Annotated in this window: 23 protein-coding genes and 2 pseudogenes; 10 read left to right on the top strand and 15 right to left on the bottom strand. The window is 72.9% G+C overall.

The genetic code is table 11. The annotated features are described in order from the left end of the window. Positions 1-91 precede the first annotated feature (91 nt). Positions 92-1096: a substrate-binding domain-containing protein gene (locus tag BKD26_RS20530; RefSeq protein WP_084900124.1), complete on the bottom strand. Its 1005-nt coding sequence runs from the start codon at positions 1094-1096 to the stop codon at positions 92-94. Between the two features lie 121 nt (positions 1097-1217). Beyond that, positions 1218-1937 carry a GntR family transcriptional regulator gene (locus BKD26_RS20525; protein WP_084900452.1) on the bottom strand — a complete coding sequence of 240 codons (720 nt, stop codon included), beginning with the start codon at positions 1935-1937 and terminating at the stop codon, positions 1218-1220. Positions 1938-2102: 165 nt separating this feature from the next. On the opposite strand from BKD26_RS20525, the gene BKD26_RS20520 reads away from it, so the two are divergent. Further along, positions 2103-3110 carry a Gfo/Idh/MocA family oxidoreductase gene (locus BKD26_RS20520; protein WP_084900122.1) on the top strand — a complete coding sequence of 336 codons (1008 nt, stop codon included), beginning with the start codon at positions 2103-2105 and terminating at the stop codon, positions 3108-3110. Here BKD26_RS20520 and BKD26_RS20515 read toward each other — a convergent pair. Genes BKD26_RS20515 through BKD26_RS20500 form a run of 4 tightly spaced genes read right to left on the bottom strand, consistent with a single transcriptional unit; the run spans position 3099 to position 6650 of the window. Further along, positions 3099-3548 carry a PaaI family thioesterase gene (locus BKD26_RS20515; RefSeq protein ID WP_084900120.1) on the bottom strand — a complete coding sequence of 150 codons (450 nt, stop codon included), beginning with the start codon at positions 3546-3548 and terminating at the stop codon, positions 3099-3101. The two genes, BKD26_RS20520 and BKD26_RS20515, sit on opposite strands and share 12 nt — an antisense overlap. Before the next feature lie 4 nt (positions 3549-3552). After that, a complete protein-coding gene (locus tag BKD26_RS20510) occupies positions 3553-4731 on the bottom strand; it encodes a cytochrome P450 (RefSeq protein WP_084900117.1) in 1179 nt (392 codons plus the stop codon). 9 nt (positions 4732-4740) lie between these two features. Continuing rightward, complete coding sequence (locus BKD26_RS20505) at positions 4741-5415, bottom strand: response regulator transcription factor (protein ID WP_084900114.1); 675 nt, start codon at positions 5413-5415, stop codon at positions 4741-4743. After that, positions 5412-6650, bottom strand: a complete 1239-nt coding sequence (locus BKD26_RS20500) for a histidine kinase (RefSeq protein ID WP_084900111.1) — start codon at positions 6648-6650, stop codon at positions 5412-5414. The genes BKD26_RS20505 and BKD26_RS20500 overlap by 4 nt, the downstream gene beginning before the upstream one ends. Positions 6651-6796: 146 nt before the next feature. Between BKD26_RS20500 and BKD26_RS20495 the strand changes: the two genes are divergently transcribed. The 4 genes and pseudogenes from BKD26_RS20495 to BKD26_RS41405 form a co-directional block, all read left to right on the top strand. After that, positions 6797-7015 carry a hypothetical protein gene (locus tag BKD26_RS20495; RefSeq protein ID WP_084900109.1) on the top strand — a complete coding sequence of 73 codons (219 nt, stop codon included), beginning with the start codon at positions 6797-6799 and terminating at the stop codon, positions 7013-7015. A gap of 143 nt (positions 7016-7158) precedes the next feature. Beyond that, the gene (locus BKD26_RS20490) at positions 7159-7794 is read left to right on the top strand and encodes a lytic polysaccharide monooxygenase auxiliary activity family 9 protein (protein ID WP_241518752.1); all 636 of its coding nucleotides are present in this window, start codon (positions 7159-7161) and stop codon (positions 7792-7794) included. A gap of 88 nt (positions 7795-7882) precedes the next feature. After that, positions 7883-8090 (top strand): annotated as a pseudogene (locus tag BKD26_RS41410) (IS5/IS1182 family transposase); the annotation flags it as partial. Then, positions 8089-8286: pseudogene (locus BKD26_RS41405) on the top strand (hypothetical protein); the annotation flags it as partial. The pseudogenes BKD26_RS41410 and BKD26_RS41405, both read left to right, overlap by 2 nt. Positions 8287-8362: 76 nt before the next feature. Here the strand turns inward: BKD26_RS41405 and BKD26_RS20485 are convergent. From BKD26_RS20485 to allB, 3 genes are all read right to left on the bottom strand, one after another. Next, positions 8363-8983 carry a dihydrofolate reductase family protein gene (locus BKD26_RS20485; RefSeq protein WP_084900103.1) on the bottom strand — a complete coding sequence of 207 codons (621 nt, stop codon included), beginning with the start codon at positions 8981-8983 and terminating at the stop codon, positions 8363-8365. A 176-nt stretch (positions 8984-9159) separates the two neighbouring features. Beyond that, entirely contained in the window at positions 9160-10272 is a 1113-nt protein-coding gene (gene alc / locus BKD26_RS20480) for an allantoicase (protein ID WP_084900450.1), read from the bottom strand. Between the two features lie 5 nt (positions 10273-10277). Continuing rightward, the gene (allB, locus tag BKD26_RS20475) at positions 10278-11666 is read right to left on the bottom strand and encodes an allantoinase AllB (protein WP_241518751.1); all 1389 of its coding nucleotides are present in this window, start codon (positions 11664-11666) and stop codon (positions 10278-10280) included. Between the two features lie 304 nt (positions 11667-11970). Here allB and BKD26_RS20470 point away from each other — a divergent pair, with 304 nt between their 5' ends. Further along, the gene (locus BKD26_RS20470; RefSeq protein WP_084900102.1) at positions 11971-12780 is read left to right on the top strand and encodes an IclR family transcriptional regulator; all 810 of its coding nucleotides are present in this window, start codon (positions 11971-11973) and stop codon (positions 12778-12780) included. A gap of 404 nt (positions 12781-13184) precedes the next feature. Here the strand turns inward: BKD26_RS20470 and BKD26_RS20465 are convergent, their stop codons facing one another. Further along, positions 13185-13856 (bottom strand): ABC transporter ATP-binding protein, encoded by a 672-nt coding sequence (locus BKD26_RS20465; RefSeq protein WP_084900099.1) that lies wholly within the window; start codon positions 13854-13856, stop codon positions 13185-13187. After that, entirely contained in the window at positions 13853-14920 is a 1068-nt protein-coding gene (locus tag BKD26_RS20460) for an ABC transporter permease (RefSeq protein WP_084900097.1), read from the bottom strand. The genes BKD26_RS20465 and BKD26_RS20460 overlap by 4 nt, the downstream gene beginning before the upstream one ends. A 112-nt stretch (positions 14921-15032) precedes the next feature. On the opposite strand from BKD26_RS20460, the gene BKD26_RS20455 reads away from it, so the two are divergent. Together BKD26_RS20455 and BKD26_RS20450 are read left to right on the top strand one after the other, a co-directional pair. Next, positions 15033-16199 carry a sensor histidine kinase gene (locus BKD26_RS20455; RefSeq protein WP_084900094.1) on the top strand — a complete coding sequence of 389 codons (1167 nt, stop codon included), beginning with the start codon at positions 15033-15035 and terminating at the stop codon, positions 16197-16199. Then, a complete protein-coding gene (locus BKD26_RS20450; RefSeq protein WP_084900091.1) occupies positions 16196-16816 on the top strand; it encodes a response regulator transcription factor in 621 nt (206 codons plus the stop codon). Before BKD26_RS20455 ends, BKD26_RS20450 begins: the two co-directional genes overlap by 4 nt. Here BKD26_RS20450 and BKD26_RS20445 read toward each other — a convergent pair. Together BKD26_RS20445 and BKD26_RS20440 are read right to left on the bottom strand one after the other, a co-directional pair. Further along, positions 16813-17130 carry a DUF5955 family protein gene (locus BKD26_RS20445; protein WP_084900088.1) on the bottom strand — a complete coding sequence of 106 codons (318 nt, stop codon included), beginning with the start codon at positions 17128-17130 and terminating at the stop codon, positions 16813-16815. The genes BKD26_RS20450 and BKD26_RS20445 overlap by 4 nt on opposite strands. A 92-nt stretch (positions 17131-17222) precedes the next feature. Then, a complete protein-coding gene (locus tag BKD26_RS20440) occupies positions 17223-19046 on the bottom strand; it encodes a serine/threonine-protein kinase (RefSeq protein WP_084900085.1) in 1824 nt (607 codons plus the stop codon). Between the two features lie 167 nt (positions 19047-19213). Between BKD26_RS20440 and BKD26_RS20435 the strand changes: the two genes are divergently transcribed. Both BKD26_RS20435 and aceB read left to right on the top strand, forming a co-directional pair. Further along, entirely contained in the window at positions 19214-19822 is a 609-nt protein-coding gene (locus tag BKD26_RS20435; protein ID WP_107417919.1) for a nucleotidyltransferase family protein, read from the top strand. A 229-nt stretch (positions 19823-20051) separates the two neighbouring features. Beyond that, on the top strand, positions 20052-21674 hold the full coding sequence (gene aceB, locus BKD26_RS20430) for a malate synthase A (protein ID WP_084900082.1): 1623 nt from the start codon (positions 20052-20054) through the stop codon (positions 21672-21674). A gap of 93 nt (positions 21675-21767) precedes the next feature. Here the strand turns inward: aceB and BKD26_RS20425 are convergent, their stop codons facing one another. Then, complete coding sequence (locus BKD26_RS20425; protein ID WP_241518750.1) at positions 21768-22739, bottom strand: fibronectin type III domain-containing protein; 972 nt, start codon at positions 22737-22739, stop codon at positions 21768-21770. Between the two features lie 81 nt (positions 22740-22820). Continuing rightward, positions 22821-25028: a hypothetical protein gene (locus BKD26_RS42050; protein WP_107417918.1), complete on the bottom strand. Its 2208-nt coding sequence runs from the start codon at positions 25026-25028 to the stop codon at positions 22821-22823. Positions 25029-25370 lie beyond the last annotated feature (342 nt).

Here is a 25370-nt window from a genome sequence, read left to right as displayed (position 1 = left end):
TGCCCTTCTTGCCGCTGTGCTCGCTGTGCTTGCTCTGCCTGCTCTGCTCGCTGTACCGGCCAAGTATCGGTCATGGTGATGTGCCCGGATTTCATCGGGTACCGCGGGCGGTCAGTTCCTCCAGCACCGGTACGTCCTTCCCGGTGACGAGGGCCGGGCCGGTGAGGACGGGCTTGCCGCCGCCGATGACGTTGAGGTTGTCCTTGTGGAGCCAGAGCGCGTCGACGGCGAGGTAGCCCTGGAGGTAGGGCTGCTGGTCGACGGCGAAGCCGATCTGCTGGGCCTTGAGCTGGGCGACGACGGCCGCGTTGAGGTCGAAGGTGTCGATCTCGGCGCCGGAGCCGGCGCTCTGCTTGGCCTTGACGGAGGCGGCGGCGAACGGGGCACCGAGGGTGACGACGGCGTCGATGTCCTTGGCGCTCTGGAGCTTGGCCTCGATGGAGGAGGTCGCGGCGGGCATGTTGGTGCCCTCGACGTTGAGGTTCTCCACGGTGCCCTTGAAGGTCTTCCTGACGCCGGCGCAGCGCTCTTCGAGGGAAACGTTTCCCTGCTCGTGGATGACGCAGAGCGCCTTCTTCTTGCCGCGTGCGGTGAGCTCCTCGCCGACGGCTTCGCCCGCCACGGCCTCGTCCTGGCCGATGTGGCCGAGCGCGCCGAAGGCCTTGGAGTGCTGCCCGCCGGAGTTGATGGTGACGACCGGGATGCCGGCGGCGACGGCCTTGGCGACGGACGCCTTGACCGCTTCGGGCTTGGCGAGGGTGACGATCAGGCCGTCGACCTTCTTCGTGACGTAGGAGTCGATGAGGGCGGCCTGTTCCTTGCCCTCCTTGTTGGCGGCGTAGAGGAACTCGACGTTGTCCTTGGCGGCGGCGACCTTGGCGCCGCTCTGGACGATGTCCCAGAAGGTGTCGCCCTCGCCGGAGTGGGTGACCATCGCGACGGTCATGCGTGGGGTGGCGGCGGGTTTGCCGCCGCCGGAGGTGTGGGTGGCCTTGTTCTCGGAGTCCTTGCCGCCCGAGCTGCTGCATCCGGCGGCGGTGACGGTGAGTGCGACTGCGGTCAGCAGGGCTGCTGCTGCCGTGCGGGTGGTACGCATCGTGGGTCCGCCTTGTCTTCCCCGGCGCCGCCCGATTGCGGCTGGGTGAGTTTCTACGGGCGTGGGGCGGACCCGTCAATAGTTTGTCCGAACATTCTTACGCGATGACGTACGGACGGGCTTACGGCCGCACCAGGAGCTGGAACTCGAAGGCGTACCGCGACGCCCGGTAGATGTGCGAGCCGAACTCCACCGCCCGGCCGGTGTCGTCGAAGGTGGTCCGCTCCATCGTCAGCAGCGGCGCGCCCTTCTCCTCGGTGAGCAGCTCCGCCTCCAGGCTCGTCGCGGCCCGCGCCCCGACCTTCTGGCGGGCGCTGTGCAGCGTGATGCCCGCGCCGCGCATCATCCGGTACAGGCCGGTCCCCTCCAGCAGCTCGGTGTCGAGCTCGAGCAGGCCGAGCGGCAGGTGGTTGCGCAGCCGCGCCATCGGCTCGTTGTGCGCGAAGCGCAGCCGCTCCACGTACCGGACGTCGGTGCCCTCGGGTACGCCGAGGGCGGCGGCGATCTCGGCGGTGGCGGGCTCGATCCGGTTGGTCAGGACGATGGTGGCGGGGCGCTGGCCGGCCGCCTCGAGGTCGTCGTAGAGGCTGCTGAGCTCCAGCGGGCGCTTGACCTGGCTGTGCACCACCTGGGTGCCGACGCCCCGGCGGCGCACCAGCAGGCCCTTCTCGACGAGGGCCTGGATGGCCTGGCGGACGGTCGGCCGGGACAGGCCGAGCCGGTTGGCCAGTTCGATCTCGTTGCCGAGGAGGCTGCCGGGGGTGAGTGTCCCGCGCTCGATGGCCGCCTCCAGCTGCTGGGAGAGCTGGAAGTAGAGCGGGACCGGGCTGGTGCGGTCCACGCTCAGCGGCAGTCGCACGACGGGACCGGTCTCTTCTCTGGCTGCTCGGGTCTGCTTGGGCACGGGCCGAGCCTATCCACAGGAAATGATGACGGGAAGTTGTGAAGTCATGTTGTCAGGACAAAAGCTTGACACGATGACTACGACGGCACCACCTTGGGGGCCATGCGCATCGGACTCATCGGAACGGGACGTATCGGGGCCTTCCACGCGGGCGTGCTCAGCCGCCACCCGGAGGTGGGAGCCCTCGTGGTCGCCGACGCCGACCCCGGCCGGGCGGCCCAGGTCGCCGACCTCACCGGCGCCACGGCCGCGCCGACCGTCGGCGACGTGTTCGCCTGGGGCGTGGACGCGGTGGTCATCGCCTCGGCGACCGCCGCCCACGCCGAACTCATCGGCCGCGCCGCCCGCGCCGGCCTGCCCACCTTCTGCGAGAAACCCATCGCCCTCGACCTGCCCGGCACGCTCGGCGCGCTCCGCGAGGTCGAGGCGGCCGGCACCCAGCTCCAGCTCGGCTTCATGCGCCGCTTCGACGCCGGTTACCGGGCCGCCCGCGAGGCCGTCCACTCCGGGCGTATCGGCCGGCTGCACACCGTACGGGCCATCACCTCCGACCCGGCGCCGCCGCCCGCCGCGTACCTCCCGCTCTCCGGCGGCCTCTACCGCGACTGCCTGGTCCACGACTTCGACATCCTCCGCTGGGTCACCGGCCGCGAGATCACCGAGGTGTACGCGACCGGCTCGGACGGCGGCCCCGCCATGTTCCGCGAGGCCGGCGACGTCGACACGGCGGCCGCGCTCCTCACCCTCGACGACGGCACCCTCGCCACCGCGACGGCCACCCGCTGCAACGGCGCCGGTTACGACGTACGGATGGAACTGGCGGGCGAGCGCGACCAGATCGCGGTGGGCCTCGACGACCGCACGCCCCTGACCTCCACCGAACCGCTCGGTCCTCCCGCCGCCGACAAGCCCTGGCCCGGCTTCCTGGAGCGGTTCGCCCCGGCCTACGAAGCCGAGCTGGACGCCTTCGTCCACCTCGCACGCGGCGAACTGGCCAACCCGTGCGACGGCCATGAGGCCCTCCAGGCGCTGCGCGTCGCCGAGGCGTGCGAGCTCTCGCGCCGCGAGCGGCGCCCGGTGCGGCTGGAGGAGGTGCCGTCAGGGCTCTGACGGGGCGGACGACGACGGGGACGACAGGGCCGACGACAGGACCGTGCCCTGGGCCACCGCGCACAGGGTCTCGGTCCCGTCCTGATCCCGCGTGAGCAGGTCGCAGCGCACCACCGCCTGCCGCCGACCCGCGTGGACCACGGAGGCACGGGCCAGCAGCGTACGGCCGGTGGCGGGGCGGATGTACTGGATGGAGAACCCGGCCGTCAGCACGGCGGGCCCCAGGGCGCTGCCCGCCGCGAAGGTGATGGCGTTGTCGGCGGCGTACGAGAGGACGCCGCCGTGCAGGAAGCCGTTCTGCTGGCGCAGGTCCTCCCGTACGTCCACCTCCAGTACGGCGGCCCCGTCACCGAAGGCGGTGATGCGGGCGCCGAGGAGCCGGCTGAAGGGCTGGCTGTCGAGGATCTTCTGAGCGAAGGACGGGTCGGGTTCTGTCATCGCGTCACCACCTGACGGGAAGGCGGCGCACGCCGCGCATGAGGAGGCCGGGCAGCCAGTCGAGAGGGCCGGCCGAGGGGTCGAGGGAGAGGGAGGGGAAGCGCTCCAGCAGGGCGCGGATCGCGATGCGGACCTCCAGGCGGGCCAGCGGGGCGCCCAGGCAGTAGTGGATGCCGTGGCCGAAGGCCAGGTGGCCGCCGGTGTCGCGGCGGATGTCGAAGCGGTCCGGGTCCGGGAACCTGGCCGGGTCCCGGTCGCCCGCGCCGATGCCGACGAGGACGGTGGCCCCCGGGGGGATCACGGTGTCCCCGACCGGTACCGGCTCGCGGGCGAACCGTACCGTGGCGGTCTCGACGGGGCCGTCGTAGCGCAGCATCTCCTCCACCGCGACGTCGAGGAGCCCGAAGTCAGCGCGGATAGCGGCCAGTTGGTCCGGGTGGGTGAGGAGGGCGCGGACGCCGTTGGAGATGAGGTTGACCGTCGTCTCGTGCCCGGCGATCAGCAACAGGTAGGCCATGGCGCGCAGTTCGGCGGCCGACAGCCGGTCGCCGTCGTCCGCGCGGGTGCGCAGCAGCGCGGAGAGCAGGTCGTCGGCGGGGCCGGCGCACCGCTTGTCCTCGATGAGCTCGTCCAGGTAGGCGCGCAGCCCGTGCACGGCGGCGCTCTCGGCCTCCGCCCCCGTCGGCGCGACGATCTCGGTGGACCAGGCACGGAACGCGTCCCGGTCGGCGGCGGGCACGCCGAGCAGTTCGCAGATCACCGTGATGGGCAGCGGGAAGGCCAGCGCGCCGACGAGGTCGGCGTGGCCGTGCGGCGCCATGGCGTCGATCAGCTCGTCCGTGATGCGCTGGACGCGCGGCCGCAGGGCCTCCACGCGCCGCCCGGTGAACTCGCGGGCGACCAGTTTGCGCAGCCGGGTGTGGTCGGGCGGGTCGAAGACCAGCAGGTTCGGGCCGATGACCTCTTCGTCGAGCATCCGGAACCCGGCCGTGGAGGGCGACTTGGACAGCCGGGGGTCGGCGAGCGCGGCCCGCGCCTCGGAGTGGCCCACGATCAGCCAGGCCTCGTTGCCGGGCGCCGTGCGCACGTGATGGACGGGCCCGCTCTCGCGGAGTTTCGCGTAGTACGGGTAGGGGTCGGCGGTGAAGTCCGCGCCGTACTCGCTCAGATCGACCGTGGTCATCGCCCCACCTTAAGCGCCGTCCTCCCCGTCCAGGAGTCCCGCGTCGTGCACCAACAGGGCGATCTGGACACGGTTGTTGAGGCCGAGTTTCGCGAGGATCCGCGACACATGGGTCTTGACCGTCGGCACGCTCATGTAGAGGGTGGCGGCGATCTCGGCGTTGGAGTGGCCCCGGCCGACGGCGAGGGCCACGTCCCGCTCGCGCTCGGCCAGCTCCGCGAGCCGGGCGGCGGCGGCCGTCCGCCGGGTGTTCTCCACGGCGTGCCCCGCCACATGGGTCATCAGTTGGCGCGTGACGGCCGGGGAGAGGACCGGGTCGCCGGCCGCCACCCTCCGTACGGAGTCCACGATCTCGGCGGGCGGGGTGTCCTTCAGTACGAACCCGGCGGCGCCGGCCCTGAGCGCGCGCAGCACCTGCTCGTCGGCGTGGAACGTGGTGAGGACGACGACTTCGGGGGCGCCGGGGCGGGCGCGGAGCTGTTCGGTGGCGGTGAGGCCGTCCACGTACGGCATGCGGATGTCCATGAGGACGACGTCGGGCGAGACCCGGCCCACGAGCGCGGGGACGTCGGCGCCGTCGGCGGCCTCCCCGACGATCTCGATGTCGTCGGCACCGCCGAGCATGAAGGTGAGTCCCGCGCGGACGAGGGGGTCGTCGTCGACGATGAGCAGCCGGATGGTCATGAGGGCCACGGTAGCCAGGCGTGGAGGGTGAACCCGCCGTCGGGCGCGGGTCCGTGGGTGAGGCGGCCGCCGGCGAGGGTGGCGCGTTCGGTCAGCCCGATGAGCCCCTGGCCGGATCCGGGTACGTGCGGGACGGGGCCGGTGGGGGCGGGGTTGCGGACGTCGACGGTGAGTCCGTCGCCGGGGTGGCCGCGGACGGTGACGGTGACCTCCGTGCCGGGTGCGTGTTTGCGGGCGTTGGTCAGGCCCTCCTGGGCGATGCGGTAGACGGTGCGGCCGGTGGCGGCGGGGACGCCTGCCGGGTCGTCGATGCCGTTGTCGAGGGTGACCTTCATGCCGGCCTGGCGGGACTCGGCGATCAGCGCGTCGAGGGTGGCGAGGGTGGGCTGCGGGCGGTCGCCGTCCTCGCGGTCGCCGGGGGCGCGGAGGACGCCGATGATCTCGCGCAGGTCCTGGAGCGCCTCGTGGGCGCTGTCGCGGATGACCCCGGCGGCGCGGGCGACCTCGGGCGGGGGCGCGTCGGGCCGGAATTCGAGGGCGCCGGCGTGGACGCTGAGCAGGGTGAGCCGGTGGGCGAGGACGTCGTGCATCTCGCGGGCGATGGCCTCGCGGGCGGCGCGCTGGGCCTGTTGGGCACGGAGTTCCGCCTCGGCCTCGGCGCGCCTGGCCCGTTCGCGCAGGGCGACGACGAGCTGGCGGCGGGAGCGGACGAGCATGCCCCAGCCGGTGACCAGGAGGACCAGGACGACGCCGACGGCGACCGCCACGAGGGGGTGCAGGGTCGGGTCGGGGCGTACGAACACCTGGGCGACGCCGCACACGAGCGCCAGGCCGCCGACGTAGGCGAGTCGCCGGAACGGCACCCGTACGGCGACGCCGAAGAGGGCGACCAGGAGGGCGCCGCCCGCGGTGGGTGCCACCGTGCTGAGTACGGACAGGGCGATGGCCAGGCCCACGGGCCACCGGCGGCGCAGCCAGAGCGCGCAGCAGGCGGCGGCGCCGAGCAGCTGGTCGGCGAAGACGGCGACCTCGGAGTTGTCGAGCTGGCTGCTGGCCTCGGCGGCGAGGAGGCCGACGAACGCGGCGAAGACGAAGGCGGTCGTGTCGACGATCCAGTCACGTACGGTACGCCGGTGTCGGCGCACGTCTCGGCCTTCGGGGCCGCCCGGATCGGCCGGATCGGCCGGATCGGCCAGGTCCGAGGGCAGCAGCCAGGGGTACTCCGCACGCGTCATGTCGACAAAGCTATGTGGGTGGGCGGCGTGGCGGGGCCCATGGACACCGGTCCGCTACCGAAGTCGCGCAGGCTCATACTTCCGGCGCCGGCTCCCATCCCGCGGTCCGACGCGATGGCCCGGCGCCCGGGCCGACGATTCCGGGTATGAAGAAGATCCTCGAAGTCATCGGCACACTGGTACTGGTCGTCGGCGTGTGCGGGGTGCTGCGCGAACTGACGGGGTGGTTCCGTTTCATGGGCTTCACCCGGTACCTGACGGAGAACGTGGGCTTCCTGCACGGGCGGGAGCTGTTCGCCAACATCGTGATCGCGGTGGTCGGCTTCGCGGTCCTGATGATCGCGGACCAACTGCGGAAGGCGTAGGGCCATTTCGGTTTTCTCTCGGGGGCTCTCGGGTAGAGCCCCACTGGGAGCGCTCCCATCAACCGGCAGATCCCCACATCCCCGGAAGACGGAGCCGCACAATGAATACTCAGGTTGGCGCCATACCATCGCGTCCCCGTTGGGTGCCGCACCTCCTCACCCTCCTCTTCGCGACGCTGCTCGGCCTGCTGCCCTGGACCGGGACCGCGTCCGCCCACGGTTCGGTCGTCGACCCGGCGTCCCGCAACTACGGCTGCTGGTTACGCTGGGGCAGCGACCACCTCAACCCCGCCATGCAGCAGCAGGACCCGATGTGCTGGCAGGCCTGGCGGGCCGACCCCAACGCCATGTGGAACTGGAACGGCCTCTACCGCAACGGCGTCGGCGGCAACCACCAGGCCGCCATCCCCAACGGCCAGCTGTGCAGCGGCGGCCGCACCGAGGGCGGCCGCTACAACGCCCTGGACGCCGTGGGCCCCTGGAAGACGACGAACGTCACCGGCAACTTCACCGTCAAGCTGTTCGACCAGGCCAGCCACGGCGCCGACTACTTCCTCGTCTACGTCACCCGCCAGGGCTTCAACCCGGCCACCCAGGCGCTGAGCTGGAGCGACCTGCAACTGGTCAAGCAGACCGGCCGCTACGCCCCGAGCCAGAACTACACGATCGACAACATCAGCGCCCCGGGCCGCACCGGCCACCACGTCGTCTACACGATCTGGAAGGCCTCGCACATGGACCAGACGTACTACCTGTGCAGTGACGTGAACTTCGGCTAGGACGTGTCCGGTCGGTCAGGTGACTGCCGCTCGTCCGAGTTTTTGATGTGGACATGGAGCGGGTGATCTGACAGATGCCGAGGCCGGCGAGCCGCACGATCATGTCCTCGGACGGTCACGCGGCGGACTGACCATGAAGGTCCGTCTCGTGGCCGTCGGACGGTGCCGCCCGCTGGGTTTTCTCATCACGCCGGGCCAGGCCGGTGACGCCGCCCACGTGCGCCCGGGCCATGACCCGCTTGCGGGTGGCCCGGCCGATCGGGCGGCCCAGATCGACGCCGGACGTGGTCCTGGCCCGGCCCGCCGGGGCTGGTCCTCGGCTATGCGGCGGGCACTCCCACCGGCATCGCCGAGGGCGTCGCGCTGCTCGGCGACGCCCTGCGAGAGCCGCCCGCTCGCCGTGGCCGCCGGGGCGGGCCGGGTACAGCGACGATCGCCGATCGTCCCGCGACGCTTGACCCGCCGCCGTACGGCCCCGGACTCGGCCGGTGACGGCGGCATGACAGGAGAAGGCAGGGCCGGGTGGGCCATCCCAACGGGCTGACCCGCCCGGCCACCACCGCCGGGCTCACTCGCCGGGTGCGAAGGTGCCGAACTGGGCGGGGCCGGTGGGTCGGTAGGTCTGGATGGTGATGCCGGTGGACGAGGTGCGGTGGCCGGTGAGTTCGAAGGCGGTGGGGGCGCTTCCGTCGGGGAAGAGGCGGCGGCCCTTGCCGAGGAAGACCGGGAACACCAGGAGGTTCAGCTCGTCGAGCAGGCCGAGCGCGATGAGGCTCTGGGCGAGCCGGGCGCTGCCGTGGACCTGGATCTCACGGCCGGGCCGCTGCTTGAGGCGCTCGACCTCCTCGGTGAGGTCGCCGCTGATGACGGTGGAGTTGTTCCATTCGGCGTTGTGGAGGGTCCGGGAGACCACGTACTTGGGCAGGCTGTTGAGGCGGCTCGCGATCGGGTCGTTCTCGTCGGTGACCTTCGGCCAGTACGAGGCGAAGATCTCGTACGTCCGCCGGCCGAGCAGGAAGGCGTCCACCCGCCCGAAGACCTCGTCCATGAACCGGCCGAAGTCCTCGTCCGCGAACGGGACGCTCCAGCCGCCGTACTCGAAGCCGTCGGTGCGGTCCTCGTCGGGGCCACCGGGGGCCTGCATCACTCCGTCGAGCGTCATGAAGGTGGTGAGGGTGAGCTTGGCCATGGCCGGTGCCTTTCGTTTCCGTTCCGTCAGTTCCTCATCGTGCGTCACAGGGGCAGACCCCGCCTGCGCGCGGAACTCATCGGTCACAACGGCACGGAAAAGCGCGGGGGGCGCACCGGTGCTGTCCTTCCGGTGCGCCCCTCGCATACGGGCAGGTGTCGTGCTGCCCGAGTCGGTCAGCTCAGCTCGTCGTGGCGGGCCGCCAGGCGCTTGGCGCCCTCGTCCGTCAGCGAGCCGAACAGGCGGAGGCGGGAGATGCCGCCGTCCGGGTAGATGTCGATGCGGACGTGGGTGCCCACGACCGGGTCCGGCAGGACGAACCGGTGGTTGGTGTCCGGCTGGAGGCGGGTGCGCGGCAGGAACTCCGTCCAGTCGCCGCCCTCTCCGTCGCGTACTGACAGGGCGGCCCAGCCGGCGCTGTTGCCCTTCAGGTACGCGGTGTCGATCTCGACCGCGCGGATCGCGGACTGTTCGACGAGCTGGTAGCGGATCCAGTCGTTGCCCTTGTCGCGGCGGCGGCGGGTCTCCCAGCCGTCGTCCATCTTGCGGGAGCGGCCGGGCTGGATGGTGTTGGTGGCCGGCGAGTAGAACCGGTCGGAGGCGTCCTCGACGCGGCCGCCGTTCTCCAGCGCGACCACGTCGAAGGTGCCGAGCACGCCGAGCCACGCCGGGTCGGGGGCGACCTCGCCGTACACGCGCAGGCGGGCGATGCCGCCGTCGGGGTGCTGCTTGACGCGCAGGTGCGTGAAGCGCCGCTCCACGTCGACGGCGAAACCGTTCGCCGCGTGGCCGCCTATGGCGGTGCGCGGGACGAGCGTCGTCCACTCGACGTCGTCGGCCAGCAGCTGCTCGGACGACGGGGAGCCGGCCACGGAGGTCGCCTCGATGGAGACGGCCTGCGGGTAGTTGCCACGGAAGTGGGCGGTGTCGACGACGATGCCGCGTACGACGCCGGGCGCGCCGAGGCGTACCAGCGCCCAGTCGTGGTCGGCGTCCGTCGGGTGGGGCTCGGTGGCGGAGACACCGCGGCGGCGGCGCGTCTCCCAGCCGTCCATGATCTTGCCCTTGTGACCGAAGTGCTCGGGGTCGAACTCGGCGGGCTCCGGCTTGAGCATGTTCTCGCGCTCGGCGAAGAACTCGTCGTTGGCGGCGATCACGCCCGCGCCGAGGCGGCGGTCGGCCAGGTCGACGAGGCCGGTGAAGGCGAAGTCGGCGGTGCGGTAGTCGGCGTACGGGTCACCGCCGCCGTAGGGGCTGGCGTCGCCGGTGAAGCTGGGTATGCCGGTCACGGATGTCACTTGTTCCTTTCGAGCAGCCGGCCGGTCGGCTCGGCCACGGTGCCGTTGTCGGCGATGCGTACACCGCGCAGCCAGGTGGACTTGACGACGCCGTGCAGGGTCTTGCCCGCGTACGCCGTGACCTGGTTGCGGTGGTGGAGCTCGGCCGGGTCGACGGTGAAGGTCTCGTCGGGCGCCAGGACCGCGAAGTCGGCGTCCCGGCCGGGCTCGATGGCGCCCTTGCGGTCCAGCCCCGCGAGGTCGGCCGGGGCGGTGGACATCCAGCGGACGACGTCCTCCAGGGTGCGGCCGCGGCGGCGGGCCTCGGTCCAGATGGCGGGCAGGCCCAGCTGGAGGGAGGAGATGCCGCCCCAGGCGGTGGAGAAGTCGGGGGTCTTGAGGTCGGCGGTGGAGGGCGAGTGGTCGGAGACGATGCAGTCGATCGTCCCGTCGGCGAGGCCCTCCCACAGCGCGTCCTGGTTGGACGCCTCACGGATGGGCGGGCAGCACTTGAACTCCGTCGCGCCGTCCGGGACCTCCTCGGCCGTGAGGGTGAGGAAGTGCGGGCAGGTCTCGACGGTGACCCGCACGCCCTCGCGGCGGGCGGCGGCGATCATCGGCAGCGCGTCGCTGGAGGAGAGGTGGAGCACGTGCACGCGCGCGTTGAGCCGCCTCGCCTGGTTGATGAGGTTCTCGATGGCGGTGTTCTCGGCGTCGCGCGGCCGGGAGGCGAGGAAGTCGGCGTACCTCGGGGAGCTCTTCTGCGGAGCCGCCTCGAGGTGGTGCGGGTCCTCGGCGTGCACGATCATCAGGCCGCCGAAGCCGGCGATCTCGGCGAGCGAGGCGGCCAGCTGCTCCTGGTCCAGCTGCGGGAACTCCTCCACACCGGAGGGCGACAGGAAGCACTTGAAGCCGTAGACGCCCGCGTCGTGCAGCGGACGGAGGTCCTTGACGTTGTCCGGCAGGGCGCCGCCCCAGAAGCCGACGTCGATGTGGGCCTTGGGCCGCGCCACCTCCTGCTTGGTCCGCAGGTTGTCGACCGTCGTGGTCGGGGGCAGGGAGTTGAGCGGCATGTCGATGAGGGTGGTGATGCCACCGGCGGCGGCCGCGCGGGTGGCGGTCCAGAAACCCTCCCACTCGGTGCGGCCGGGGTCGTTCACATGCACATGGGTGTCGACCAGGCCGGGGAGGACGACGTGGTCGCCGACGTCCTCCAGCCGGGCGCCCGCGGGCACCTCGGCGTCGTGGGGCAGCACCGCCGCGATCCGGCCGCCGGCGACGGCGACGGAGGCGGGGCGGGTGCCCTCAGGGGTGATGACGCGCGTCGAGCGCAGCACCAGAGTCACGTCCGCGCCTTGTTCCACGTTGCCGTTCAGGTCCACGTTCCCGTCCTCATCGCCTTCCACATCAGCATTCTTCAACGAACTGTTGAAGGAGTCTTCACTCCGGACCCCACCTCGTCAAGGGTCACTCGGTTCGCCGCCCGGTGGCGGACAGGTCACTTGGATGTTTCCATGAAGTGGAAAGATAATTTCACGCAGGAGAACGTAGCTCCCCACATGAGGAGCACGGGCAGACCTCCGCGGAACCCCGCGGACACCCGGACAAACAGCGCCTGACCGGCGAAGACGCCCCACTGCGGGCGATGTGCCCGGCGGGAGCGCCCGGTAGGCTGCTGACTTGCCCATCCGCCTCGAAAGGACCGTTGACGTGCCGACGTCCAGCGCCAGCACCACCGACGCCGCCAAGCCTGCCGCCGCGACCGGCGGTGTCCAGTCCCTGGAGCGTGCCTTCGACCTTCTGGAGCGGATGGCCGACGCCGGGGGCGAGGTCGGGCTGAGCGAGCTCTCCTCCAGCAGCGGACTGCCGCTGCCCACCATCCACCGCCTGATGCGCACGCTGGTCGCCTGCGGGTACGTACGCCAGCAGCCCAACCGCCGGTACGCGCTCGGCCCCCGCCTCATCCGCCTCGGCGAGTCCGCCGCCCGCCTCCTCGGCACCTGGGCACGCCCCTACCTCGCCCGGCTGGTCGAGGAGACCGGCGAGACCGCGAACATGGCGCTGCTCGACGGCGACGAGATCGTGTACGTCGCGCAGGTGCCGTCCAAGCACTCGATGCGGATGTTCACCGAGGTCGGCCGGCGCGTGCTGCCGCACTCCACCGGCGTGGGCAAGGCCCTCCTCGCGAACACCCCGCCGGAGGAGGTACGGGCGCTGCTGGCCCGCACCGGTATGCCCGCGGCGACCGAGAAGACGATCACCACGCCCGAGGGCTTCCTGGACGCCCTGTCGCTGGTGCGCACGGCCGGGTACGCCGTCGACGACAGCGAGCAGGAGATCGGCGTCCGCTGCATCGCGGTCTCGGTGCCCGACTCCCCCACCGCCGCCGCCATCTCCATCTCGGGCCCGGCCGGCCGGGTCACCGAGGCGGCGACGGAACGGATCGTCCCGATCCTCCAGGGCATCGCCAAGGAACTCTCCACGGCCCTGGCGAACCCCGCCAACAACGGCCACGTCTGACCGGAGCGGCGCCCGGCGCCCCGGGCGGCGCCCGCCGGCGGCCAGGCCCCGCTTCCCCACGGCCGGGATCGGGCCGCGATCGGCCACGGGCTCCCGGGCCATGCGGGGGTTGTCGGCCGGGCTGGTCCGGTCGCTTGCCGCCGGTGCGGGGCCCGGTCCGCTCCGGACCGAGGTCAGCCGTACGCGCCATTGACCGGCGTAGTCCCGGTCCAAAGATTCCCCGACCCGGACGGGAAGCCGTCGGCCCCGGCGGGACGCTCCGGCCCAGGGCGGGGCGCCCCGGTTCGGATGGGTAAGCCGCGCGCTTCATGACCCCGGGCGGCGTGCCGCCGGTCGAGCGGGGCACCGCCTCCCGCGTCGGAGCGGCGCGCAGCCGGGTCCGACCGGGCTGAGCCGGGTCCCTTTCATGGCCGGCCGGCCGACAGCCTGCCGTCCTGGACCGTGACCGTCCTGTCCATCCGGTCCACATGGGCCCGGTCATGGGTGACCAGCACCGTGGCCGTCCCGCGCTCGCGGGTCAGGGCGACCAGCAGGTCGAGGACCGCCGCCCCGCGCTCGTGGTCCAGCGCGCTGGTCGGCTCGTCGACCAGCAGCACGGCCGGGTCGTTCATCAGCGCCCGCGCGATGGTCACGCGCTGGCGCTGACCGCCCGAGAGCTGGTGCGGCCGCCGCCCGGCGAGGTCCGCGAGGCCGACCGCGTCGAGGAGTTCCAGGGCCCGCCGCTCCCGGCGCCCGGCGCCCGACAGGTGCGCCATGACCTGGAGCTGCTCGGCAGCGGTCAGGGACGGCAACAGGTTCGGCTGCTGGAAGACGATCCCGACGTGGGCGCGCCGCAGCGCCGCCCTCCCGGCCCGGTCGAGCGTGCCGGTGTCCGTACCGGCCACCACCACCCGCCCCCGGTCGGGCGTCACGAGCGTCGCCGCGACCGCGAGCAGGCTGGACTTGCCGGAGCCGGACGGGCCGACGACCGCCGTGAGGGTGCCCGCCGGCACGTCCAGGGACACCGCGTCCAGCGCGGTCAGCCGACCGTCCCCGTCGGGGTAGGTCAGGGTCACTTCATCGAGGTGCAGGGTCATCGGGCGCTCCCGAGCGCGGTGAGAGGGTCGACGGCGGTGATCCGCCGGATGGACAGGGCCGCGCCGAGCATCCCGAGCGCGACCATCACGGCGGCCGGGCCGAGGACGGTGAGCGGCTCCAGTACGAAGGGCACGTCGCCCCCGCCGACCACCGCGCCGATGCCCGCCGCGAGCCCCGTCCCCAGCAGCGTCCCGGCGACCAGCACGACCACCGCCTGCCCGAGCGCGTCCTTCAGCAGGTACGGGGTCGAGGCGCCGAGCGCCTTCAGCACCGCCACGTCGCCGCTGCGCTGGATCGTCCACACCGTGAAGAACGCCCCGATGACGAGCGCCGAGATGACGAAGAGGAACCCGCGCATCAGCTGCAGCGAACCGTTCTCGGCCCGGTAGGACCCGATGGCGGTGAGCGCCTCGTCGACGGTCGCACTCCGCGTACCGGCCGCCTCGTCGCCCGCCGCGAGCCCCGCGTTCTCGCCCCTCAGCGCGACGACGGTGGCCCCGTCGCGGCCGCCGAGCACCTGCCAGTCGGCCAGCGACGTCCACACCACCGGCGTATGGCTATACGAGGCGTCCCCGGCGACCGCCGCGACCGTGACCTCGCGCGACCCGATCCGCAGCCGGTCACCCGCCCGGACCGCCAGTTCCTCGGCCGCCGGCTCCGACAGCACGACCCGCCCCGGGCCCAGCTCGTCGCTCTCGGGCGCGACCCCGGCGCCCGGCCGCGTACCGAAGGCGGAGACGGCCGCCGTACGGTCCCCGGCCGCCGCGTCGAGCGTACGGATGCCGACCGGCTCCGCGGCGGTGACGCCCGGCTGCCGCTGCCACGTCCGCCACGCGCGCTCGGTCACGGCCGAGTCGGTGAACGACACCGGCCGGCCGGGGGGCGGGGCGGCGAAGGCGAGCCGGTCGGCGGGCAGCCCGGTGATCGCCGAGACGTTCTCCCGCGCGAGCCCGGCCGTCAGCCCGGACAGCAGCCCGACGAGCAGGGTGATCAGCACGATCACCGTACCCATCAGCGTGAATCGCCCCTTGGCGAAGCGTAGGTCTCTCCATGCCACGAACATGCCGGCCAGCCTGCCGACGGTCCGCCCGCGCGGGCATCGAGCGCCGGATGGGCCGGTCATCAACCTTTTGGTTGAGGGCTGCCGCGCCGGGCCCGCCTACGCTGGACGGGTCATGGATCCCCGTTCGCTCACCCCCGCCCTGCGCGTCCTGCGCGTCTGTCTGCATCTGCTGGTGGCCGCGCTGCTGGCGCTCGCCGCGCTCCGCGCCGCGACCCCGGCCGCCGTCACCGCGGCGGCCGTGACGGGCGCGGTGTACGCGGTGGGGTCGGCCCTCCGCGCCGTACGCGAGTCGCGGTCGGCGGCCGCCGGGTGGCTGGGTGCCCTGTCCGCGGCCTGGCTCGTGCTGCTGGCCCTGACGCCCGACGGGCTGTGGGTCGCCTTCCCGCTGTACTTCCTGCATCTGCACCTGCTGCCCGTGCGCTGGTCGCTGCCGGCCGTGGCCGCCACGGCGGGCGCGGCGATCATGTCGTACGTACGCCATGGCGCCCCGCTCAACCCCGGCGCGGTCATCGGGCCGCTGCTGGGCGCGGCCGTCGCGGTGGCGACCGTCCTCGGCTACCAGGCGCTGTACCGGGAGAGCGAGCGGCACCGGAAGCTGGTCGAGGAGCTGACCTCGACGCGGGCGGAGCTGGCCGCCGCCGAGCGGCACGCGGGCACCCTGGCCGAACGGGAGCGCCTCGCCCGCGAGATCCACGACACCCTCGCGCAGGGCCTGTCGTCCATCCAGCTGCTGCTGCGGGCCGCCGAGCGTGCCCTGCCGGACGGCTCACCGGTCGCGGCCGGGCACATCGAGCGGGCGCGGCGGACGGCCCAGGACAACCTCGCGGAGGCACGGCGTTTCGTCCGGGCGCTGGCGCCGGCCGATCTGGAGCGCGGCTCGCTGGCGGCGGCGCTGGAGCGGCTGTGCGAGGCGGGCGGGCCCGGCCCGCGCGTGCGGTTCTCGGTGAGTGGTACGCCGGTCCCGCTCCCGACGCCGTACGAGGTGGCGCTGCTGCGGATCGCCCAGTCCGCGCTGGCCAACACGGTGCGGCACGCGGGCGCCGGGCGCGCCGAGATCACGCTCACCTTCATGGACGCCTCGGTCACGCTGGACGTGGTGGACGACGGCAAGGGCTTCGCCCCGCGCTCCTGGACGCCTTCTCCGGGCGGCGGTTTCGGGCTGCCGGCGATGCGCTCGCGGGCCGAGTCGCTGGGCGGGACGTTCACCGTCGAGTCCTCGCCCGGCCAGGGCACCGCTGTCGCCGTCGCCCTTCCGCTGCGTTCCGGAGCGTGCCCATGACCGTTCGTCTGCTGCTCGCCGACGACCACCCGGTGGTCCGCGCGGGGCTGCGTGCCGTCCTGGACACCGAACCGGACTTCGAGGTGGTCGCCGAGGCCGCCACGGCGGAACGGTCGGTGGAGCTCGCGCACGGCGTGGACGTCGTCCTGATGGACCTGCAGTTCGGCGCCGGGATGCACGGCTCGGAGGCGACGGCGGCGATCACCGCCCGCCCCGGGGGCCCGCGGGTGCTGGTGCTGACCACGTACGACACGGACGCCGACATCCTGGCGGCCGTCGAGGCGGGCGCGAGCGGCTACCTGCTCAAGGACGCGCCGCCGGAGGAGCTGGCGGCGGCGGTCCGCACGGCCGCGGCCGGCCGGTCCGCGCTCGCCCCGGCCGTGGCGCACCGTCTGATGGACCGGATGCGGACCCCGGCGGAGGCGCTGACCAAGCGGGAGCTGGAGGTGCTGCAACTGGTCGGCGAGGGCCTGTCCAACCAGCAGATCAGCAAGCGGCTGTTCCTCAGCCAGGCGACGGTGAAGTCCCATCTGGTGCACGTCTTCGCCAAGCTGGGCGTCGACTCGCGGACGGCGGCGGTGGCGGCGGCCACCGCACGCCGCCTGATCCGCCGCTAGGACCTGCGCTGCGGTTCGCCGAACAGCTCCACCGCGTGGCGTACGTCGGTGAGCGCGGCGCCGAGGGCGCTCACCGAACCGATCGCGCCCGCGATGAGCAGCAACGACCGGCGCAGCCGCCGCACCTCGGGGACCCCGGTGAGGGTCATCGCGGCGAGCACGGCCAGCTCGTCCTCGGCGATGCCCCGGTCGACGAAGTCGGCCGGGTGGCCGGCGAGTTCACGGCGGAGGCGGGAGACGGCGGCGCGCAGCTCCGTCACCCTGGGGTCCTCGCCGCTGCCGGTCACACGCCTCTGCCCCATGCTTCGCAACAAGAGCTCTCCCGCCCCTTGCACGCACTACGTTGTGCGCCCGTCCCTGTACTTAACGCCATCCCGGGCCCGGCGCGCCACTCCCCTGACGAAACTCAGGAGGTCCCTTCCGGGGCGATCGCGCCGCGCCACACGGTCACGTCGAGGGTGACGTAGTGACTGGGGTCGGATTCGGGCGACTTCCCCTGGTACGTCACGAGGCCGACGTGCCCCCCGTTGGTCAGGACGCAGAACTGGGACCCCTTGGACAGGGAGTCGAGGTCGACGCTGTCGGCGTAGCGGGTCTCCGTCCGGCAGGTCTCCAGGCCGCCCTTCTGGCCCGCGCGCAGCAGGATGAGCCGCCCGTCCTCGACGTAGAGCTTCTCCAGGTTCCAGTAGTAGCCGACGTCCACGTTGGCGTCGTCGCCGAGAGGTTTGACGGGGTCGTCGCCGAGGGTCAGGTGGTAGCCGTCCGTGAGGTCGATGCCCTGGTAGGTGGCGGGCGGCGGGTCCGCGACCGGCTGCGGGGGCTGCTGGGAGGAGGACGACGCGCCGGGTGAGGGGGCGGTCCCGTCCGTGGCGTCGTCCACCGGGTCCTGGCCCTGGGACGTGGGGTCGCTCTTGGCCTGGCCACCGCCCTTGTCGTCGCCCGACATCAGGACGTACACCCCGCCGCCGGCGAGCCCGGCGACGAGGAGCGTGGCGACGAGGGCGAGCACGAGGTTGCGCTTCGTCTTCTTGCGGGGCGCGGCGGTGACCGGGGCGGGCCCGGCGTACGGGGGCGGGGTCTGGTGCGGCGTCTGGTGGGCGGGCGGGTAGCCGTACGCGGGCGGCTGGGCGTGGGGGTTCGTCTGGGCGGGCGGCGGACCGAAGCCGGGCGGCGGGGTCGCCGGGGCCGCGTGGGCGGTCGGGGTCTGCGCGGCCGGGGACTGGGCCTGTGGCTGGAAGGGCGGTGGCGTCGCGGGGGCGGCGGGGGCGGCCGGGGGCTGCGCGGGCGGCGGGGGCGTGGTGGCCGCCGCCGGGGCGGGCGCGGCCGCGCGGGTGGTGATGTCCGCGGCCACCGCGCCGGGCAGCCACTCCTCCGGGCGGCGCAGCGCGGTCTGGTCGCTCGCGGCCTGGCACAGGGTCAGGATCTCGGTGACGGACGGGCGGGCGGCCGGGTCCTTCGCCAGGCAGCGGGTCACCAACTCGCGCAGCCGGTCCGGGAGTCCGTCCAGCCGCGGCTCCTCGTGGACGATCCGGTACAGCACGCCGTGGGAGGTGCCCTCGCCGAAGGCGGGGCTGCCGATGGCGGCGTACGCCGTGACCTGGCCGAGCGCGAAGATGTCGGTGGCCGCGGTGACCGTGCGGCCCGCCGCCTGCTCGGGCGACATGAAGGACGGGGTGCCGATGGTGACGCCGCTGCCGGTGAGCGAGGTGGCGTCGGCGGCGCGGGCGATGCCGAAGTCGATGACGCGCGGCCCGTCCGCCGCGAGCAGGACGTTCGCGGGCTTGAGGTCGCGGTGCACGATGCCCGCGCCGTGGATGACCTGGAGGGCTTCGGCGATGCCGGCCACCAGCAGCAGGACCGTGTCGACGGGCAGCCTGCCGTGGGCCTGGACAGCGTCGGCGAGTGAGGGGCCGGGTACGTACGCGGTGGCCAGCCAGGGCTGACGGGCGTCGGTGTCGGCGTCGATGACGGGCGCGGTGTAGAGGCCCTGAACGCGCTGGGCGGACTGCACCTCCTGCGCGAACCGGCGCCGGAACTCGGCGTCTTCGGCGAAGTCGGGCCGGATCACCTTGATGGCGACGGGCCGTCCGCCCGGGGTGTACGACAGGTACACCTTGCCCATGCCGCCGGCGCCGAGCCGGGCGGCGAGCCGGTACCCGGCCACCGATCGCGGATCGTCGTCCTCAAGCGGCTGGAAGACCGTTCCCTGACGCGCCGGACCACCACTCATCAACCCATGTCCCCCGTAACGGACTTCGCACTGTCCTGCTGATCACTGCTGATCGCTTCGATGCTGATCGCTTCGATCCCGGACCGCACCCTATCCAAGGCGGAGCCTCCTCTTCACCCGTTGTGACCCGTGCGCGCGGGGGCGCGCGCATGCGGTATGCACTCCACATGGGACATACGACGACAGACGGACCACGGATCGCCGGGCTTCTTCTCGCGGCGGGCGGCGGGCGGCGCCTCGGCGGCCGCCCGAAGGCCCTCCTTCAGCACCGTGGCCGTCCCCTGGTCGAGCACGCGGTGGGCGTGCTGCGCGCGGGCGGCTGCGAGGTGGTGCACGTGGTGCTGGGCGCCTCCGCCGGCTCCGTACGGGAACGGGCTTCGCTGCCCGGCTGCGCGCTGGTCGACAACCCGGACTGGGAGGAGGGCATGGGCTCGTCGCTGCGCGCGGGGCTGGCGTCGCTTTCGGGTTCGGGCGCCGACGCGGCCGTGGTGTCGCTGGTGGACCAGCCGGGGATCGGGCCGGAGGCGGTACGCCGGGTGGCCGCCGCGTACCGCTCGCGTGACGCGCTGGCGTCCGCCGCGTACGACGGGAAGCGCGGCCACCCGGTGCTCATCGGGGCGGAGCGGTGGGCGGACGTGGGGGTGAGTGCGGAGGGGGACCGGGGGGCACGCGCCTACCTGAAGGAGCACGAGGCGTCGATCGTCCTCGTCGAGTGCGGGGACGTGGCGGAGCCGTACGACATCGACACGGTGGCGGACCTGGCGCACCTTGAGTGAACGAGATGGCACTCAGAGCCATGTTCTGTCGACCAAGAGAATCTCGACATCAACAAACCATTGAACTTCCACTATGAGGAAACTAGTATCCACTGCTCAGAAGCACCCGATCGTCAGAAGGCGCCTGTGACCGTATCTCGGCTCCCACGGCACTCAGTGCCGCGCGCGTATGCCCGGCGGCCGCTGCACGGCGCCGTGCCCCAGTCCCCGCTGAAGGAAGTGACAGCTCATGTCCGCACCAGCGCCGTCCCCGCTGGCCATCGTCGAAGCCGAGCCCCTGCCCCGGCAGGACGAGGTCCTCACCGATGCGGCCCTGGCCTTCGTGGCCGAGCTGCACCGGCGCTTCACGCCCCGGCGTGACGAGCTCCTCACCCGCCGCGCGGAGCGCCGCGCCGAGATCGCCCGCACCAGCACCCTCGACTTCCTCCCGGAGACCGCACAGCTCCGGGAGGACGACAGCTGGAAGGTCGCGCCGGCCCCGGCCGCGCTGAACGACCGACGCGTCGAGATCACCGGTCCGACCGACCGCAAGATGACCATCAACGCCCTCAACTCGGGTGCCAAGGTCTGGCTCGCAGACTTCGAAGACGCGTCCGCCCCCACCTGGGAGAACGTCGTCCTCGGCCAGCTCAACCTGATCGACGCGTACGAGCGGAAGATCGACTTCACCGACCCGCGCACGGGCAAGTCGTACGCCCTCAAGCCCGCCTCCGAGCTGGCGACGGTCGTCATGCGCCCGCGCGGCTGGCACCTGGAGGAGCGCCACCTGCGCTTCGACGGCCGCCCGGTCCCGGGCGCGCTGGTCGACTTCGGGCTGTACTTCTTCCACAACGCGCAGCGGCTCATCGACCTCGGCAAGGGCCCGTACTTCTACCTCCCGAAGACGGAGTCGCACCTGGAGGCCCGCCTCTGGAACGACATCTTCGTCTTCGCCCAGGACTACGTCGGCATCCCGCAGGGCACCGTCCGCGCGACCGTCCTGATCGAGACGATCACGGCCGCGTACGAGATGGAGGAGATCCTCTACGAGCTGCGCGACCACGCGGCGGGCCTGAACGCCGGCCGCTGGGACTACCTCTTCTCGATCGTCAAGAACTTCCGTGACGGCGGCGAGGAGTTCGTCCTGCCGGACCGCAACGCGGTGACCATGACGGCCCCGTTCATGCGCGCGTACACCGAACTCCTCGTGCGCACCTGCCACAAGCGCGGCGCGCACGCGATCGGCGGCATGGCGGCCTTCATCCCGTCCCGCAAGGACCCCGAGGTCAACAAGGTCGCCTTCGAGAAGGTCAAGGCCGACAAGGACCGCGAGGCGAACGACGGCTTCGACGGCTCCTGGGTCGCCCACCCCGACCTGGTCCCGATCGCGATGGCCTCCTTCGACGCGGTGCTGGGCGACAGGCCCAACCAGAAGGACCGCCTCCGCGAGGACGTCTCGGTGGCCCCCGGCGACCTGATCGCCATCGACTCGCTCGACGCGAAGCCGACGTACGAGGGCCTCCGCAACGCCGTCCAGGTCGGCATCCGCTACATCGAGGCCTGGCTGCGCGGCCTCGGCGCCGTCGCCATCTTCAACCTGATGGAGGACGCCGCCACCGCCGAGATCTCGCGCTCGCAGATCTGGCAGTGGATCAACGCGGGTGTCGTCTTCGAGAACGGCGAGCAGGCCACGCCCGAGCTGGCCCGGAAGGTCGCGGCCGAGGAACTGGCCGCCATCCGCGCCGAGATCGGCGAGGAGGCGTTCGCCGCGGGCAGCTGGCAGCAGGCCCACGACCTGCTCCTGAAGGTCTCGCTCGACGAGGACTACGCGGACTTCCTCACCCTCCCCGCGTACGAGCAGCTCGTCGGCTGACCCCGCCGTAGAGAACCACTCCGCCCCCTGGCGACGCACAGCGTCAGGGGGCGGAGTCCTGCCCGCCCCCGCTCCCGGCCGCCGGAAGGGCGATCAGGGCACCACCACCGTTCGCTGGGCCGAGAAGTCGCCCCAGGTGCCGTCCGGGAGCTTGGCGCGGAGCTTGACGGTGTAGCGGGTGCCGGGGCCGTCGGTGACGGTGAAGGTGTACCGCACCTGGCCGGGCGGGGGCTGGGTGCCCCAGACGATGGTGGTGGCGAACGTCCCGTTGAGGAACAGCTGGTGCTCCTTGACCGGGGCGCCGGTGTCCGGTGGGGTCCAGGACAGGACGACACTGCCCCTGCGGGCCGTCGCCGTGAGGCCGGTGGGGGCGGTACTGGGGCCGGAGCCGGGGGCCGGGTCGGTCGTGAGGTCGACCGGGGGGCTGTCGGGCGAGGAGTTGTCCGCGGCGTCGCGGGCGCGGACGGTGAAGGTGTAGACGGTGCCCGGGCGCAGGTGGGTGATACGGGCGGTGGTGGCGGTGCCGGGGACGCTGTGGACCCGTGAGTCGGCCTGGTAGACGTCGTACGCGGTGACACCGACGGAGTCGGTGGCGCGCTCCCAGGTGAGGGTGACCTCCCGACTGCCCCCGACCGTGCCCCGAAGGGCCGCCGGGCGGGTGGGGGGCGTGCCGTCGTCCGGTGTGGACGGGGGCGTCGTGACGGGTGTGGCGGCGCCGGGCCCGGACAGATTGCCGGCCGCGTCCCGTGCGCGGACGGTGAAGCTGTACGCGGTCGAGGGAGTCAGGCGCTCGATGTCGACCATGTTCCTGGACGCGGGCACCACCGCGACCTTCCGGCCCTTGTGGTGCACCTCGTACCCGGTGACCGCCTTGTTGTCCGACGAGCGTTCCCACATGACGTGCACGGACGTGGCGCTGCCGGCCTGGGCGGTCACTCCGGTGGGGGCGGAAGGGCGTTCGGTGTCCTTGGCCTTGTCCGTGTCCGTGCCCGTGCCGCCCACGCATGCGGCGAGCAGGAGGGCGGCGGAGACGGTCAACGCGGCGACGGTGAGGGGGCGTTGCACGGTCGGCCTCCACGTACGACAGGGGATTGGTCCAGACCTGTATGGCATACGGGGAGGAAGGCTTCAAGGGCGGGGGCGCGGTCAACGACCGTGTTTGTTGCGGCCCTTGGATCCGGGCGGTTGTCGGCGCAATGGCTTGGCGGTGCGCACCGCCAGGGCCGCCACCTTGGGGTCCGGGTGGTGGTCGGCGAGTGCCTCAAGGACCCTGGCCGCGGTGGGCTGATCGGCCTGGGACAGGGCCTGGATGAAGGCGGGGGCGCCGCCGGGCCAGGTGGAGGCGGCTGTGTCGAAGGCGTCGGGCAGCGTCCACGTGAGGGCGGTGGTGTCCAGCGCCTCTTGACCCTGCTCGAACGCGGCCTCCACGTACATGCGCAGGTCCTGGTGCCGGCGGTCCTCCAGCGTTTCCAGGGCCAGCGCCGCCCTGGCGCTCGGCGGAACACGGTCGGCGTCCGCGGGGGTGGCCTCGCCCCGGCCCTCCAGGAGCCGGTGGGCGTGGGCGCCGGTGGCCGGGTGGGTGAGGGCGGCGCGGAGGGCCTCGGCGGGGACGGCGGCGAGGTTGAGGCGGGCGAACAGGGTGGCGGTCGTGACCTCGTCGAAGTCCGCGCTCTTGGCCGCTTCCACGGCGTCGAGCAGCTCGCTCCAGGCGGTGACGCCGCGTCCGGCCGTCCACCTGGTCAGGGTGTCGACGGCCGTCTGCGTCGGCCAGTCCTGGACGGCGAGGACGAGTTCGGCGGCCTCCCACTCGGAGACGGCCTCGTCGTCGGGTGTCGCGACATGACCGGCGGCCAGGACGTGGCGCAGCACGGCGCACCCGAGCGGGGTGAGGCCGTAGGCGTCGCCGGCGCGGAAGACGCAGCCCGTCTCGGCCAGCCGGTCGACGACGTCCGCCAGGGCACGGGCGTGGGCGTCGAGTTCGGCGCGGTCCTCCTCGCTCAGGTCGCTCAGGTCGCTCAGGTCGCTCAGGGAGGGGATGCCCAGGAGGGCGGGGAGCCGGTCCGGGGGCGGCGTCTCGTACGGGCGGTACGACCTGTCCTCCGGGACCGGTACCGGGGCGTCTTCCAGTTCCGGATCGACCGGCAGACCGCCGTGCTCGGCCGCCTTGCGTACGACGGAGTCGGCGGTGCCGCCGCGCTCGTACAGCGCGTAGAGAAGGTGCGCGGCGTCCTGGGCGTACTCGGAGTCGGTGCTGGAGCCGATGTCGTCGACGACCGCGGCCAGGACGTCCGCGGCGAGCTCGGTCAGCTCCTCCGGGGTTCCGTCGGTCCAGACGGTGGCGGCCGGGCCGGTGAAGCAGCGCTCTGCGATCTCGCTCGGGGCGTCGGCGGAGCCCGCCGCGAGGGCGGAGGGCAGCGGGGCGGCGTGCAGCAGTGCCTTGATCTCGTCGGGGGCCGGCAGTGCGGGCGGCGGCGGGAGGGGGCGGCCCGAGTCGCCGTAGTAGTCGAGGTGTTCGCCCAGCAGCCGGTCCGCGAGGGCGAAGTGGGGGATCGACTCGGGGCTGGGCGCCAGGGCGGCGTGCGGGCCGTCCGGTTCGGCGAGCGCGTCGCTGAGGCCGGCGGCCGTCCAGCGGTCGCTGAGCGCGGCGCCGATCCGCTCCAGCTCGGCGGGGAGCGCCTCGTCGGGGCGGTCGGCGTCCAGCGGCGGGCCGGCCAGCAGCGGGCCGGCCGGGGAGGGCTCCTCGACGTCGCGGGCGAACGCGGCCAGCAGCACCTCGCCCAGCTGGACACGGACCGCGAAGGTGCGGGCGGCGACGTCGGAGCGGTGCAGGGGTGCGGGCAGCGCGGGCCGCTCGGCGCGCGGGGTGTCCTCGTGGGCGGCGAGCCATGCCCGTACCGCGTCGGGGTCGTCGGCGTCGACGCCGTCGGCGCGCAGCAGGGAGGCGTACCAGCGCGGCCAGGTCAGGTTCCACGGATCGGCCATGGCCCGGCGGAACTCCGGCACCGCCTCGTCGATCGCGGCGAGCAGCCGGGCGTGGCGCTTGGCGTTCAGGCGGCCGGACGCCCGGGCGCGGTCGGCGAGCGCGGTGAGGACCTCGGGGACGGCGTCGACCTCCGGCCGGGTGCCCCACAGGAGGACGGGCAGGTCCTCGTGCAGCACGGGGCTCAGCAGCCGCGCGGTCGGCTCGGGCACACCGGTCCTGCGGTCGGCCCCGCGCAGGGCGAGCAGCGTCAGCACGGCGTCCGCGGTACGCGCGGGAAGGGGAGCTTCGCCGCGGGCCTCGCGTTCCTCGTCCGCCCAACCCAGGAAGTCGTCGAGTCCGGTGTTCAGAGCAGGTGTACGGATCACGGTCACTCGGGGAGCGTATGGGCCGCGCGCGGGTCGGCGCCGCTCGCGCACGGGGCGGATAGCCCAATCAGGCGATGCCGGTTCGGACGCCGTTGTCAGTGGCGTGCGCTTCACTGGATCCATCACTCTCCGTGACGGGGGCTGGGGTATTCATGACGGAGCGTTTGACGTTTCTGACGCTGGGCGGGCTGCGGCGGCGCGGGTGGACGGACGCGATGGTGCGGGAGCTGCTCGGTGAACCGGACGTGCAGGGGCGGGACCCGAGGCGGTGGTCGGTCGCGCCTGTGCGGCTGTACCTGCTGGCGCGGGTGGAGGCGGTGGAGCGGACGCCGGAGTTCGCGGCGTGCG

Origin of the sequence: Streptomyces sp. CB03238 (assembly GCF_002099185.1) — a bacterium.
In the GTDB taxonomy this organism is placed as follows: Bacteria; Actinomycetota; Actinomycetes; order Streptomycetales; family Streptomycetaceae; genus Streptomyces.
Note: the sequence above shows the minus strand (reverse complement) of the source record. Positions and strands in the feature narration are given on the sequence as shown.

Excerpts from the sequence above, each read along its gene's own strand:
- BKD26_RS20530 (WP_084900124.1), bottom strand. The coding sequence starts at position 1,096 with ATGCGTACCACCCGCACGGCAGCAGCAGCCCTGCTGACCGCAGTCGCA.
- BKD26_RS20520 (WP_084900122.1), top strand. The coding sequence starts at position 2,103 with ATGCGCATCGGACTCATCGGAACGGGACGTATCGGGGCCTTCCACGCG.
- BKD26_RS20515 (WP_084900120.1), bottom strand. The coding sequence starts at position 3,548 with ATGACAGAACCCGACCCGTCCTTCGCTCAGAAGATCCTCGACAGCCAG.
- BKD26_RS20510 (WP_084900117.1), bottom strand. The coding sequence starts at position 4,731 with ATGACCACGGTCGATCTGAGCGAGTACGGCGCGGACTTCACCGCCGAC.
- BKD26_RS20505 (WP_084900114.1), bottom strand. The coding sequence starts at position 5,415 with ATGACCATCCGGCTGCTCATCGTCGACGACGACCCCCTCGTCCGCGCG.
- BKD26_RS20500 (WP_084900111.1), bottom strand. The coding sequence starts at position 6,650 with ATGACGCGTGCGGAGTACCCCTGGCTGCTGCCCTCGGACCTGGCCGAT.
- BKD26_RS20495 (WP_084900109.1), top strand. The coding sequence starts at position 6,797 with ATGAAGAAGATCCTCGAAGTCATCGGCACACTGGTACTGGTCGTCGGC.
- BKD26_RS20485 (WP_084900103.1), bottom strand. The coding sequence starts at position 8,983 with ATGGCCAAGCTCACCCTCACCACCTTCATGACGCTCGACGGAGTGATG.
- BKD26_RS20465 (WP_084900099.1), bottom strand. The coding sequence starts at position 13,856 with ATGACCCTGCACCTCGATGAAGTGACCCTGACCTACCCCGACGGGGAC.
- BKD26_RS20460 (WP_084900097.1), bottom strand. The coding sequence starts at position 14,920 with ATGTTCGTGGCATGGAGAGACCTACGCTTCGCCAAGGGGCGATTCACG.
- BKD26_RS20455 (WP_084900094.1), top strand. The coding sequence starts at position 15,033 with ATGGATCCCCGTTCGCTCACCCCCGCCCTGCGCGTCCTGCGCGTCTGT.
- BKD26_RS20450 (WP_084900091.1), top strand. The coding sequence starts at position 16,196 with ATGACCGTTCGTCTGCTGCTCGCCGACGACCACCCGGTGGTCCGCGCG.
- BKD26_RS20440 (WP_084900085.1), bottom strand. The coding sequence starts at position 19,046 with ATGAGTGGTGGTCCGGCGCGTCAGGGAACGGTCTTCCAGCCGCTTGAG.
- BKD26_RS20435 (WP_107417919.1), top strand. The coding sequence starts at position 19,214 with ATGGGACATACGACGACAGACGGACCACGGATCGCCGGGCTTCTTCTC.
- aceB (WP_084900082.1), top strand. The coding sequence starts at position 20,052 with ATGTCCGCACCAGCGCCGTCCCCGCTGGCCATCGTCGAAGCCGAGCCC.